Annotated in this window: 14 protein-coding genes; 11 read left to right on the forward strand and 3 right to left on the reverse strand. The window is 47.8% G+C overall.

Translation table 11 applies throughout. The features are described from left to right. Positions 1-274: 274 nt before the first annotated feature. Entirely contained in the window at positions 275-1,870 is a 1,596-nt protein-coding gene (locus ACNFN4_RS09270) for a PucR family transcriptional regulator (RefSeq protein ID WP_448200127.1), read from the reverse strand. A 179-nt stretch (positions 1,871-2,049) separates the two neighbouring features. Here ACNFN4_RS09270 and ACNFN4_RS09275 point away from each other — a divergent pair, with 179 nt between their 5' ends. The 6 genes from ACNFN4_RS09275 (at position 2,050) to yunB (ending at position 7,856) form a co-directional block, all read left to right on the forward strand. Next, positions 2,050-3,414, forward strand: a complete 1,365-nt coding sequence (locus tag ACNFN4_RS09275) for an allantoinase (RefSeq protein ID WP_110124333.1) — start codon at positions 2,050-2,052, stop codon at positions 3,412-3,414. A gap of 72 nt (positions 3,415-3,486) precedes the next feature. Continuing rightward, positions 3,487-3,840, forward strand: coding sequence for a YunG family protein (locus tag ACNFN4_RS09280; RefSeq protein ID WP_021493983.1), 354 nt, complete (start codon positions 3,487-3,489; stop codon positions 3,838-3,840). Positions 3,841-3,866: 26 nt separating this feature from the next. Beyond that, positions 3,867-4,718 carry a DUF72 domain-containing protein gene (locus ACNFN4_RS09285; RefSeq protein ID WP_021493982.1) on the forward strand — a complete coding sequence of 284 codons (852 nt, stop codon included), beginning with the start codon at positions 3,867-3,869 and terminating at the stop codon, positions 4,716-4,718. A gap of 19 nt (positions 4,719-4,737) precedes the next feature. Next, positions 4,738-5,559: a sulfite exporter TauE/SafE family protein gene (locus ACNFN4_RS09290; RefSeq protein WP_007613562.1), complete on the forward strand. Its 822-nt coding sequence runs from the start codon at positions 4,738-4,740 to the stop codon at positions 5,557-5,559. 17 nt (positions 5,560-5,576) lie between these two features. Beyond that, positions 5,577-6,971: a bifunctional metallophosphatase/5'-nucleotidase gene (locus ACNFN4_RS09295; RefSeq protein WP_029973620.1), complete on the forward strand. Its 1,395-nt coding sequence runs from the start codon at positions 5,577-5,579 to the stop codon at positions 6,969-6,971. Between the two features lie 126 nt (positions 6,972-7,097). Continuing rightward, positions 7,098-7,856 (forward strand): sporulation protein YunB, encoded by a 759-nt coding sequence (gene yunB / locus ACNFN4_RS09300; protein ID WP_017419459.1) that lies wholly within the window; start codon positions 7,098-7,100, stop codon positions 7,854-7,856. Between the two features lie 37 nt (positions 7,857-7,893). On the opposite strand, the gene lytH is transcribed toward yunB, so the two are convergent. After that, positions 7,894-8,871: an L-Ala--D-Glu endopeptidase gene (gene lytH / locus ACNFN4_RS09305; RefSeq protein ID WP_022553729.1), complete on the reverse strand. Its 978-nt coding sequence runs from the start codon at positions 8,869-8,871 to the stop codon at positions 7,894-7,896. Between the two features lie 202 nt (positions 8,872-9,073). Between lytH and lipA the strand changes: the two genes are divergently transcribed. The 4 genes from lipA (at position 9,074) to ACNFN4_RS09325 (ending at position 11,727) form a co-directional block, all read left to right on the forward strand. Further along, positions 9,074-9,970 (forward strand): lipoyl synthase, encoded by an 897-nt coding sequence (gene lipA / locus ACNFN4_RS09310; protein ID WP_003151923.1) that lies wholly within the window; start codon positions 9,074-9,076, stop codon positions 9,968-9,970. Positions 9,971-10,187: 217 nt separating this feature from the next. Further along, a complete protein-coding gene (locus ACNFN4_RS09315; RefSeq protein ID WP_003151928.1) occupies positions 10,188-10,463 on the forward strand; it encodes a YutD family protein in 276 nt (91 codons plus the stop codon). Between the two features lie 25 nt (positions 10,464-10,488). Continuing rightward, positions 10,489-10,923 carry a DUF86 domain-containing protein gene (locus tag ACNFN4_RS09320; protein WP_017419457.1) on the forward strand — a complete coding sequence of 145 codons (435 nt, stop codon included), beginning with the start codon at positions 10,489-10,491 and terminating at the stop codon, positions 10,921-10,923. A 33-nt stretch (positions 10,924-10,956) separates the two neighbouring features. Continuing rightward, positions 10,957-11,727: a TIGR01457 family HAD-type hydrolase gene (locus tag ACNFN4_RS09325; protein ID WP_007613557.1), complete on the forward strand. Its 771-nt coding sequence runs from the start codon at positions 10,957-10,959 to the stop codon at positions 11,725-11,727. Between the two features lie 27 nt (positions 11,728-11,754). On the opposite strand, the gene ACNFN4_RS09330 is transcribed toward ACNFN4_RS09325, so the two are convergent. Next, positions 11,755-12,255 carry a phosphatidylglycerophosphatase A family protein gene (locus tag ACNFN4_RS09330; RefSeq protein ID WP_003151934.1) on the reverse strand — a complete coding sequence of 167 codons (501 nt, stop codon included), beginning with the start codon at positions 12,253-12,255 and terminating at the stop codon, positions 11,755-11,757. Between the two features lie 153 nt (positions 12,256-12,408). Between ACNFN4_RS09330 and yutH the strand changes: the two genes are divergently transcribed. Next, a complete protein-coding gene (gene yutH / locus ACNFN4_RS09335) occupies positions 12,409-13,425 on the forward strand; it encodes a spore coat putative kinase YutH (protein ID WP_087634931.1) in 1,017 nt (338 codons plus the stop codon). The last annotated feature ends 94 nt before the right edge of the window (positions 13,426-13,519 follow it).

The following is a 13,519-nucleotide window of genomic DNA, read 5'->3' on the forward strand; positions in this document are numbered from 1 at the left end:
ATCTTTAGTATGCGGATTGGGTGTGAACACAGTGGAAAAAACACATGATACCTTTCAAACTGCTTCGGATCGTTTTCAGACTTGAACAGCAAAAGCCTTTTCTTCGGGAAAGGCTTTTTTAGTTTAGATTAGAGTCTGCTGAAAATCATAACTAACGGCTGATGATGTCAATGGAAGCAGATTTTGACGGCAGCATTTTTTGAGAATTAAGCTGAATCAATCCCACTTAAATAGGATGCGGGAGAACACCCGCATCCCTGTCTCTAACGATTTCTTAACCGATCAGCCGCTGCATTCTCAGCGCGAGCCGCAGGCGCATCGTCGTTTCCGGATCTTTTAAGCTTTTGCCGAGCAGTTCCTCGCATTTTTCTAAACGATAGATCACCGTATTTCGATGGACGTACAGGCGCTTAGCCGTTTCTGAAATCTGGCAGTGGGTCTCCAGGTAAACAGACAGCGTATGAAGCAGGCTCTGGTCCTCCTTTTGCCGGTCGGCCAGGCTTTGGAGGGTGGCTTCGTAAAACTTTTTCACATCTTCCGCGGGAAGCAGGCGGAGCAGCTCCGGCACGTCTTTGGCATGATAGATTTGAATAAACTCCGCGCTTCTGGACAAATGCCCGGATGAAATGGCGTCTGAAGCTTCGGTAAAAGCGTCAGGGACGTCGATCAGCTTTTGGCATATGTTTGAGATGCCGAAGGAGACAGTCCGTTTAAACTGCGTCCGGACCTGCTTTTGAAACTGCTCCAAAAAGCTGATGACAGACGCGTGCATTTCATTCCAGCTGTCTGTCGCTTCAATTAAAAGAATACCGACATTTCCTTTAATAAAGAGATGAGGGGGAAACGGAAAGGATGACAGCTCTCCTTCAAGCAGATCAAATACATGATCGGAAACGAGCTGATTTTCGGTAAAGCTGATCGTTTTCTCATTTCGGTCAAGTTTTCCGCAAATGCACATGTATTTCTGATCCCAGCGGAGCCGGAATTCTTTGGCGCGGCTTTTGATTTCTTCATGGCCGGTAAACGAGCGGTCGATGAAATTGCTGAAAAATTCATTGCGCGCCCGTCTGCCGAATTGTTTGACGGCATTTTCTTTCAGCAGTTCAAAGGAAATGACGTTGGCCGCCTGTTCAATTGTCAAAATCATGCCTTTATCAGCGGTCTGCACCAGCTCCGGAATCACCAGATAACCGCAGTTTTTTTCAACATTCAGAATCGGAAGGACAGAATACGCCTTTCTGTCAGACAGCATGGAAAAGCAGGTGAAATAAGGCCCGGAAAGGGAATAACAGATGTTTTTCAATAAAGACGTGTCAATGGGTATGCGGTGGGACGATGATAAGAGTTTTGTATGCTGATCCAAAAGCAGCACGGGAAGCCGGAGAATGTCTGAGAGCTTCTTAAGCAGGGATTGCAGCCCTTTGCCGCTCATGATGTGGTTTGTGAATTTTTTATGGGCGTAAATGGCCTGCTGCAGCTCATTTGAACGCATATCAAGAATATGGCTCAGTGTGGCGTTGACGATATCTCCGAGCCTGATGTCTTCCGGCAGCTCAATAATCGGAAATTCATACCGGTCGGCAAGCTCCGCGGCATCTTTCGGAATGACATTAAGATAACGTTTCGTTTTGATCCCCAGTCCCGCGCAGCCCCGTTTTGCCATGAGGCGGATCAAATCTTTCAACAGCTGCGGGCGGTCCTTCAAGTGGTAAGCCGTCGTGACGAGCAATTCGTTTTTATGTAAAAAATCAGCGATGTCCGGCGCATCCATCATGTTGACGTGCTGCACCTCCCTCCAGCCGCCGGATTTGCCTGCGATTAATGCGGCCCGCTTATAAGCGGGAATCTTCATCACATCATAAATGTTCATCAGTCAATCTCCTTTCAGGTTCTAAAGACAACCATTGGTTAATATGAATAAAAATCATCAAAAATTATAGCGGTTTTGCTGATGTATTACGATCATAGTAGCAGTAAACTGGCAATCATAGACGCATGTTGTGATAAAAACTGACAGAAAATCGTCATCCTTACAGGGAGGAAGATAATATGGCCTATGACGTAATTGTAAAGGGTGCGAAAGCTGTGCGAAAAGGCGGAACAGAGCGGGCTGATATCGCCGTCAAGGACGGGAAAATTGCCTTGATCGGGCCCGGCATTGACGAAAACGCGGAACAAGTGGTGCAGGCGGACGGCATGTATGTGTTTCCGGGAGCGGTCGATTGTCACGTGCATTTCAATGAACCCGGCCGCGAAGAATGGGAAGGCATTGAAACCGGCTCAAACATGCTGGCTGCCGGCGGCTGTACGTCTTATTTTGATATGCCGCTTAACTGCATCCCTTCGACGGTAACTGCTGAAAACCTGCTGGCAAAGGCGGAAATCGCCGAACGGAAGTCAGCGGTTGATTTTGCGCTTTGGGGCGGTTTGATGCCCGGATATACCGAACATATCCGGCCGATGGCAGAAGCGGGGGCAATCGGGTTTAAAGCGTTTCTGTCTAAATCGGGAACGGATGAATTTCAATCAGCCGATGAACGGACTCTTTTAAAGGGAATGAAGGAAATCGCGGCGTGCGGCAAGGTTTTGGCTCTGCACGCAGAAAGCGACGCCCTCACCCGATTCCTTGAAGCCGAGTACGCGCTCCAAGGGAAAATTGATGCCCGCGCTTACGCTTCCTCACGTCCGGAAGAGGCCGAATGCGAGGCTGTGCAGCGGGCGATTGAGTATGCAAGAGCGACGGGATGCGCGCTTCATTTTGTACATATCAGCACGAAACGGGCCGTGCTCTCCATTCAGCAGGCGAAAAAAGACGGATTGGATGTCACCGTTGAAACGTGTCCGCACTACTTATTATTCAGCTTTGAAGACTTCTTCAAAAAAGGGGCGGCTGCCAAATGCGCTCCGCCGCTCCGCTCAGAGGCTGATAAAGAGGAATTGATCGGGGTTTTGGCTGAGGGCCTGATTGATATGGTGTCTTCGGATCATTCTCCCTGTCATCCGTCTTTGAAACGCGAGGATAATATGTTCCTGTCGTGGGGCGGGATCAGCGGAGGCCAATTTACGCTTCTCGGCATGATTCAATTAGCGATCGATCATGGGATTCCGTTTGAACATGTGGCCCGATGGACGGCCGAAGCACCGGCCAAGCGCTTCGGTTTAACGAATAAAGGCCGGCTTGAAGAAGGATTTGACGCTGATTTTGCCATTGTCCGGCCGGAACCTTTTACCGTCACAAAAGAAACGATGTATTCCAAACATAAGCAAAGCCTGTATGAAGGCCGCACTTTTCCATACCGAATTGCTGCGACCTACAGCAAGGGGCGCTGTGTGTACCAGGATGGCGTGGGTAAGCAGAGCGGGGCTTTCGGAACATTCCTGAAGCCTTCTCAAATAAAAGAGCCGATTCTCTGATGAGAATCGGCTTTTTTTGTCGTTTGGAAAGCGGGTCTCGTGGTATCTTTTTATAAAAAGGAGTAAAACACATTGTATGATCAAATCTTGAACATATTAACGGCATCCTGGTCGCGCAAGACCAGTACAAAATGGACGGAAGATTGCCCGGCCAAAGGCCAGTGCGGCGTGACGGCTTTAGTCATCCAAGATGTTTACGGCGGTGACATTCTCAAAACAAAAACCGGCACAAGCTGGCATTTTTATAACCGAATAGACGGGGAGATATATGATTTCACGAGCGGTCAGTTTTCAGAGCCGATCGTCTATCAGCACATATTTTCTTCCAGAGATGAGGCATTTTCGGACACCAATGAACATCAATACCGGTTCCTGAAAAGTGCATTCAGAAAAAACATGGAAACGGAAAGAGAAAAACACCTGTGATAAACTAGAGTGAGAGGTGAAGGATTGTGATTTATATCGGACTGACGGGGTGGGGGGATCATGACAGCATCTATCCGCCTAAAACGGCGGGCCCGCAAAAACTGCAGGCGTATTCCTCCCATTTTCCCATCGTTGAGCTGGACGCGAGCTTTTACGCGATACAGCCCGCCCGCAATAATGAAAGATGGGTCAAAGAGACGCCGGAATCTTTTCAATTTGTCATTAAGGCATATCAAGGAATGACGGGCCATCAGCGCGGCGATATTCCCTTTGAATCGAAGGAAGAAATGTTTGAGGCGTTTAAGCTGTCATTATCGCCGTATATAGAGCATAGAAAGCTTGCCATGGTGCTGTTCCAATTCCCGCCGTGGTTTGACTGCAAGAAAGAAAACGTCGCATATTTAAGATGGTGCAGGCAGCAGATGGGCGATATTCCGTGCGCGCTTGAATTCCGCAACCGGTCTTGGTTTTCCCCGCCATTTTACGAGCAGACGCTTTCCTTTATGAAGGAGGAAGGCTGGATTCACAGCATATGTGACGAGCCGCAAATCGGCGAGGGCAGCATTCCGACCGTCCTGAAAGCAACGGATGAAGAAAAAACGCTTGTCCGTTTTCACGGACGGAACAAGCAGGGCTGGATCAAACCAGACGGCGGACAAAACTGGCGTGAAGTCAGATATTTATACCGCTATAACAAACAGGAGCTCAAAGATTGGAAAAACAATCTTCAGGAGCTGAAAAAGCAGTCGCGCAATCTGTATGTGCTCTTCAACAATAACTCAGGCGGAGACGCCGCCGATAACGGGCTTGAGATGCTTGAAATGTTAGATATCTCATATACCGGGCTTGCTCCGAAGCAGCTCGACCTATTCAGCTAGAAAAGAGGTTTCAAGACACATGTCTTATCTTATTTTGATCATATTAGGATTTATCGCGGGAACGGTCGGCAGCCTGATCGGGCTTGGGGGAGGAATTATCATCGTGCCGGCGATGCTCTATTTAAGCACGATGACTCCGTTTTTTCATGACGTAACACCGCAGACTGCCATCGGCACGTCCCTTTTGGTGATTATTTTTACGGGCCTGTCATCAACTCTGGCCTATATGAAATATAAAACCGTTGACTACAAAAGCGGACTGATATTTTTTATCGGCTCCGGCCCGGGAAGCATCATCGGCGCGTATTTGTCTAAACTTTTTAATGCGCATACGTTTTCCGTCTGGTTCGGACTTTTTATGATTTTGATTTCCATTACATTAATGTTGAAGGCGAAAGCAAAACCGGTCAATAAAGCGCATAAAGGCATGATCCGGACATATGAGGATGAATCAGGTGAGCTTTATACATATTCGTACCGTATTTTCACCGGTATCGTGATTGCCTTTTTCGTCGGTTTATTGGGCGGTCTTTTCGGCATTGGCGGCGGCTCTCTTATGGTTCCGGCCATGATGCTGTTATTTTTGTTCCCGCCGAAAGTGGCTGTGGCGACGTCAATGCTCATTATTTTCTTATCCTCCGTGACGGGTTCCGTGTCACATATCGCAGAGGGCCATGTCAATTGGCTGTATGCGCTGTGCCTCGTTCCGGGCGCGTGGTTCGGCGGCAAAATGGGCGCGTGGGTCAATAAGCGGGTGCAGACGAAAACGATCGTGCTTTTCATGCGGGTCGTCTTGATTTTGATCGGCTGTGAATTGATTTATCAAGGGATATTCAGCTAAAAGGTAGGAGAGATGGTATGTTAGAGAAGCTCCGTTTATATCATACGAATGATTTGCACAGCCATTTCGAAAATTGGCCGAAAATCGTACATTATATTGAGCAGAAGAGAAGTGAGCATGAAAAAGACGGGGAGGAAACACTCGTATTCGACATCGGCGATCATATGGACCGATTCCAAATGATAACGGAAGCGACCTTCGGCAAAGCGAATGTCGACTTGTTAAATCGTCTTGAGATTGATGCGGCTGCCGTCGGGAATAATGAAGGAATTACGCTGCCTCACGATGAGCTGGCGGATTTATATACCCATGCCGCGTTTCCCGTCATTGTGTCCAACCTGTTTGACGCGGACGGACAGCGGCCGGAATGGGCCGAGCCCTACGTGATCAAAACGCTGAAAAACGGGATGACCGCCGGCATACTGGGCGTCACGGTGCCGTATTATCCCGTCTATCAAAAACTAGGCTGGACGGTGACGGATGCGGAAAAAAGCATTCAAGAATCACTTGACGATATCAAGGGCAAAGCGGATATCATCATTCTGCTTTCTCATTTAGGCCTGATCGATGACCGGGCCGCAGCGGAAAAATTTCCCGACATCGATGTCATTCTTGAATCACATACGCACCACCTTCTTGAGGACGGACAGGACATAAACGGCGTATTGCTTGCATGTGCGGAGAAATACGGGAACTATGTCGGCTGTGTCGAGCTGACGATAGAAAGTGAATCACGAACCATTGTCAGCAAACAGGCATCTGTACAGAAAATGGCTGATTGGCAAGGGGAATCTGAAGATACGGCGGCTTTTCTGAAAGAGAAAGAACGGGAAGCGGAAAACCTGCTCACCGAACAAGTCGCCAACCTGAATGAAGAAGCCGGCGTGAAGTGGTTTGAGGAATCGCCGCTCCCGCTTCTTTTAGCCGAAGCGCTGAAAAGCTGGTGCGGCTGTGAAGTCAGCATGGTGAATTCAGGCGTCATTTTGGGGCCTTTACAGAAGGGGCCTGTCACAAAGCTTGACCTGCACCGCATCTGCCCTCATCCGATCAATCCGGTCGCCGTGCGTCTTTCAGGCAGGGAACTCCAGGAAACAATCAGCCAGGCCGCCTCGGAACAAATGGAGCAGCTTCGGATTAAAGGCCTAGGCTTCCGCGGGGAAGTGATGGGCAGGATGGTATATGCCGGAGCGGAGGCAGAGGCCGGCATTCTTGAAGACGGTGTGACGCATCTCCTCAATGTGAAAGTGAACGGAGAAGAGATTGATCCGGAGCGGATATACTCGGTTGCCGTTCTCGATATGTTTACACTCGGAAAGCTGTTCCCTTACATCCGCGATTCAAAAGAAAAACAATACTTTATGCCTGAGTTTTTAAGGGATCTGCTCGCCTGGAAGCTCGCGCGGCAGCCGTAATGTCGTATAGCTGCCCGCCGTTCCATCTCATTCGAGTAAAGGTAAGCGGGACTTTTTAAGAGTAAAAATAAAATACTATGTCCCCTCTTACAAGCATACATTGTGATATGTAAGGGGGGATTTTTCTTGCCTAGATACCGGAGCGCTCTTCGCAAGAGAGGGCCTTTGCCTTTTCGATATGTGCTTCTTCTGTCGTTTGCTTTTTTTATCATATCGACGGTCATCAGCCTTTGGATGATCAACTCCTCAATCAAACCGGTGCTGATGAACATAGGAGAAATGGAAACCAAACGGGTGGCGACAGAGGTCATTACGGAATCCATTGAAGAATACATGTCTCACAGCGACAATGTGAAAGATATGGTCGATATGAAAACGGATGAAAACGGAAAAGTCACAACGATGGATTTTAATACACAAATGGTCAACAGTATGAAGGCGAAAGTGACAAAGCAGCTTCAGGCTCATCTGAAGGAAGCGGAGTCGAACAATAAGCAGCATGAAACGGAAAAAGACGCGAAAACGGCCGATGAAATTATGATTAACATCCCTTTAGGGCAGGTCACGGGAAACAGCATTCTCGGAAATCTGGGGCCGAAAATCCCCGTGCGCTTTAACCTGATCGGTGATGCGTTAACTGATGTGAAAACAAAAATAAAGCCGTACGGCATTAACAATGCCCTGATCGATATCAGCATCTTTGTGGAAATAAAAGTGAAGGTCATTATTCCGTTTGCCAGTAAGACATCAGTCGTGACAAATAATATTCCGGTCTCCATTAAAGCGATTCAAGGAGAGGTGCCGCAGTTTTATAACGGAAGCGGCGGGTCAGGTGTGACGCCTTCCGTCCAGCTGCCGAATGAAAAACAGAAGAAAGATAAATAAAAACACACAGCCGCAATCTTTCCTGGCGGCTGTGTGTTTACTTTTTCCTGCGGATTTCTTTACGTTCCCATGCCCTTAAATGAGGATACGGATCAAAAGACCATTCCGATCTGCCGTTATCTTTATACATCCCGTAGTGAAGATGCGGCGGAAATTTTCCCGCGGTGCCCGGCGGTCCGTATCCGGAACTGCCGACAGAGCCGATCACCTCTCCGGGTTTGACGATCTGGCCTTTATGCACACCTTTTGCAAAGCCGTTCAGGTGAGCGAAGTAGTGATACGTGTTATTGATATCCCTGATGCCGATTCTCCAGCCGCCGAAACGGTTCCAGCCCTTCATTTCAACAATACCGTAGCAGGTCGATCTGACGGGGAGCCCGTAATGAGCGAACAGATCCGTTCCTTCGTGAATCCGGCGCCCGCCGAAACCCCGTGCGGCGCCCCATGTGCTGCGGTAGCTGTAATCCGTCTTCACGGGAAGCGGAAAAGCGTGCTCTCCGAGATCAAGGCGGCCGAACGTTTTAAACAGTGTTATGAATTCGGTGATAATGCCGACCGTCTGATCGCGGCGGTAATAATTCCAGAGGCCGATGCGGATATGATCAAGATCCGTTCCGAATCCCGCTAAATACTGTGCAAATGTATAAAGAATGTCCTCATCATTGCTTACCTCGGCTTTTCCGTCGCCGTCGCCGTCCAAACCGATCCCGTCAAATACTTTAATGCTGAGAGGCGCATCGTCCTTAGGATTTGGATTTTCAGGGCCGCTCCACAAATGATCCGGAATATAAATGCTGATGATTCCCGCTTTTTCCGGCAGATCCTTTCGGTTCGAGCGGACATTTTCTTCATATTGATCAACCGCCGCAAGCACATACCAAGGAATCTGCGTGACTGCTTCGGCTTTGCGGTACAACTGCATCCGTTCGCCGTAAACAGGAGCCGATTGTTCTTTCCCGCTTGCAGCCGGACAGAAAACTGATAAAAGGAGAAGAGCAGATAACAGAACTTTCACAACATGATCTCCTTTCAGGATTGAATACAAATAGTTTGCGGCAACAATCCGAGAAAATGTAAGTAATTCTCTTCCCTTGTCGAGAAATTTTTCCTATGTTAAAGTGACTATTGAATAGAAATCCGCAAGTTTTATATCCATCGTGAAATAGAAATTTTTCGCACACAAACATGAATAAAGGGATAATGGAGATGATGGGGAAATGGCAAAGAAAGACGAGCATCTGAGAAAGCCGGAATGGCTCAAAATAAAGCTGAACACGAATGAAAACTATACGGGTCTGAAAAAATTAATGCGTGAAAATAATCTGCATACCGTATGTGAAGAAGCAAAATGCCCGAACATCCATGAATGCTGGGCTGTCAGACGTACGGCGACGTTCATGATTCTCGGTTCCGTCTGTACGAGAGCATGCCGCTTCTGCGCTGTAAAAACGGGTCTGCCGACTGAGCTGGATCTGCAGGAACCGGAACGCGTAGCTGATTCCGTCGCGCTGATGAATTTAAAACACGCCGTCATCACGGCCGTAGCGCGTGATGATCAGAAAGACGGCGGAGCAGGCGTCTTTGCGGAAACGGTCCGGGCGATCCGCAGAAAAAGCCCGTTCACGACAATTGAAGTGCTGCCATCCGATATGGGCGGAAATTACGACAACCTGAAAACATTAATGGATACCCGTCCTGATATTCTGAACCACAACATTGAAACCGTCCGCCGCCTGACACCGAGAGTCCGGGCCCGCGCAACATATGACCGTTCTTTGGAATTCTTGCGCCGTGCGAAAGAAATGCAGCCTGACATCCCGACGAAATCAAGCATTATGATCGGTCTCGGCGAAACGAAGGAAGAAATTATTGAAGTGATGGACGACCTGCTTGCGAACAATGTCGACATCATGGCGATCGGCCAATACCTGCAGCCGTCGAAAAAACATTTAAAAGTTCAAAAATATTATCATCCGGACGAATTTGCCGAACTGAAAGAAATCGCGATGCAAAAAGGCTTCAGCCACTGTGAAGCAGGCCCGCTTGTCCGTTCTTCCTACCATGCGGATGAACAAGTGAACGAAGCGTCTAAAAAACGCCAGGCCCAAGCATAAGATAAGCCGAAAAAACCCAAAACGCCGCAGGTTTTGGGTTTTTTGTGATGGAGCCGTTTTTGCAGGGAAAAAGTCATTCTTGAATAAGGATCGTCTGAACCGCTACACTGGATATAAAGAGGAAAAATTCTCCGTCCGTCCGAACCGTCTCATTTTGCAATTGATGGACAGAAGTCAATGAATTATGATAGTAAAGAGTGATAAAAGAGGTGAAGACATGATTCTTATTCAAAATGCCGAGTTTGAACTCGTACACGATTTTAAAAACGGCTTTAATGAAGAAGCGTTCAAAGCCCGCTATTCGGACATATTAAATAAATATGATTACATTGTGGGAGACTGGGGATACAGTCAGCTGCGGCTCAAAGGCTTCTTTGATGACCAGAATCAAAAAGCAACCTTTGAAACGAAAATCAGCACATTGGACGAATACATTTACGAATACTGCAATTTCGGCTGCGCGTATTTTGTTTTAAAACGAATCAGAAAATAATTGATGCAGAAGGGGATGCTGTCACGTGTATTTTGTTGACAGAAATAATATCGAACAAACACTCCGTTTTTTTGAGACCCAGCTGGCGCTGTTTGACAGCACGCCTGCATGGCAGAGCGAAATCGAAAAAAGGGCGCTTGAGCGGATCAGCCATCTTATGATCGAATGCATTCTCGATGTCGGAAATGATATGATTGACGGCTTTATCATGCGCGATCCGGGGAGTTATGACGACATCATGGATATTCTGACGGATGAAAAGGTGGTAGCTGAGGATGAAGGAAATAAGCTGAAGCAACTGATCTCTTCCAGAAAGCAGCTTGTCCAGGAATATCAGCATGCCGACCATCAGGAGCTGTTAACGCTGATCACGTCAAACAGGGACGTGCTGAAAGCCTTTCCGGCCCGTGTAAGAACCTACCTGGAAACAGAATTAGGGCCTGTTTCCGCATTTAAATAACAACGAGTGAGAAAATCCACAGGAGTGTTGAGTATGAAGGATTATAAAGGATATTTGATAGATTTGGACGGCACAATGTACAACGGGACGGAAAAAATCGAAGAAGCGTGTGAATTCGTGAGAACGCTTAAAGCGCGCGGCATTCCGTATTTATTCGTGACCAACAATTCTTCCCGGACGCCGAAGCAGGTGGCGGACAAGCTGATGAGCTTTGACATTCCGGCATCTGAAGAGCAGGTCTTCACGACGAGCATGGCGACTGCGCAGCATATCGCCCAGCAGAAAAAAGACGCGTCGGTATATGTGATCGGCGAAGAAGGCATCCGTCAGGCCATTGAAGAAAACGGGCTGAGCTTCGGAGAAGAAAACGCGGACTTTGTCGTTGTGGGAATCGACCGCGGCATTACATATGAAAAGTTGGCAACGGGATGCCTTGCGATCAGAAACGGCGCCCGGTTCATTTCAACAAACGGCGACGTCGCCATTCCGACTGAAAGAGGGCTTTTACCAGGGAACGGTTCGCTCACATCCGTTTTGACGGTGTCAACGGGCGTTGAGCCTGTCTTTATCGGCAAGCCTGAATCCATTATTATGGAACAGGCGATGCGTGTGCTCGGAACGGATATTTCCGAAACACTCATGGTCGGCGATAACTATGCCACGGATATTATGGCCGGCATCAATGCGGGCATGGATACGCTGCTGGTTCATACCGGAGTGACAAAGCGTGAGCATATGGCAGATTACGACCAGAAGCCGACATATGCGATTGACTCTTTAACCGAATGGATTGAACATCTATAAAAAAAGGGACGGCCATGACGGCCGTCCTTATTCTGTATTTCTGGCGCTGTGAGCAAGCCGGCTTGAAGCCGCTGCTGCGATTGCGCCGACGATATCATCAAGAAACGTATGGCATTCGCCCGTAGATTTATCATTTAACCGCCCGAGAATGCCGGGTTTTTCTTTGTCAATGTAGCCGTAATTCGTAAAGCCGATTGAGCCGTATATATTCACGATAGAGAAGGCGAGCACCTCGTCAACCCCATACAGGCTTTCATCAATCGCCAGAATAGTCTGAAGCGGTTCAGACAGCTTTTTTTGTTCGGCGAGCACATCTAATTCTATTCCCGTTAAAATGGCGTTTTGCACCTCGCGTTTTGCGATGACACGGTCCACATTGAGCCTGCATACCTCCATCGTCAAATCAGGATGATATTTTTTTTGAAGGAAATACACCAGCTCGGCAATATCGTCCGTCTCAACCCCCCGTTCTTTTAAACGCGCCCTGGCGACAGCTTCCACCTGATTCAGTTGTTCCTTTTCTGACATTTGCTTCACCCAATCTTTTTTTACTAGTTTATACAACATCCTTCCGATGTGTACGATGTTTCTCCACTTATTCAAAGGATTACAATATGTATTCATAATTCCGCCGGCGTATGACTACGATGTGAATAGCTCTAATTTTTCAGGCAGGTGATTATGATGAAAAGCATCATTAAAGAAAAGTACGGCATCCACGTCAGACAGCTCTCCGTTTATCAGAAATACCAATGCTTCCAGACGCCCAATTCCTTCTTTCTTATTATTCCCGTCTCCGGGTTTTCGCAATCAGAGCTGACGGAGCTTTACTACATGAGTCAGTATTTACAAGAACAAAGTGACCCATACGTTTCAGTGTTTATCTTTACGAAGGAAGGAGAACTGACCTTTGAGGACGAAGGCAAAACGTATGCGCTCTTAAAAGCGCCGATTCCCGTCTCAAACCGGTCGTTTTCTGTCGGAGGGGAGCTTGCCGAATTTCACAGAAAAGGGCGGGGTTTTCCGTACGAAGTGAAAGAAGCGGGCAGGATCGGCCAATGGAAGGACTTATGGGGAAAACGGGTGGATCAGCTGGAATCATTCTGGATGCAGAAAATTCATATGTCTCCGCTTGAACCGTTCGAAAAGAAAATGATCGAAGCATTTCCTTATTATTCAGGTTTAGCGGAAAACGCCATTCAATATTTAGTGGATACGGAGCTGGATGACAATCCCGGCGCAGAAGACTCGGGGACAATCTGCCATCAGCGGATGGAACGGGATACCTGGTCGGAGGAATCATTGATCCGCATTCCGGGCGATTGGGTATTCGACCATGCCGCCCGTGATATTGCGGAATATATGCGCAGCACATATTTGTATCATCGTGACGACCTGCTCAAAAATGGGTTTTTGTTTCTGCAGGAATATGAGCAAGTTACGCCGTTATCCTCCTTTTCCAAGCGCCTGTTTTACAGCCGCCTGCTGTTTCCGCTCCATTTCTTCGAGACGGTGGAGAGCTATTACATTTCTCATGATTCTGAAAAACAGTTTTACGAAGAGCAGCTTGACTACATTCTTGCCGACTGCACCCGCTATGAACAGTTTTTACAGACATGTCACGACATGATGAATGTCAGGTCGGCGCAGGTTTTTGTCCCGCCTGTGGCGTGGCTCGGAAAAGGAATCAGTTCGTAAGAAAATATGACGTAAAAATATTTAGAAAATAGGGAATCTTGTCATATCAGCGTGTTAAGCGTTTTCATAGCCGCAGAAACAATATTCAGCCGCT

The sequence above is a fragment of the Bacillus sp. N1(2025) genome (genome assembly GCF_053470005.1).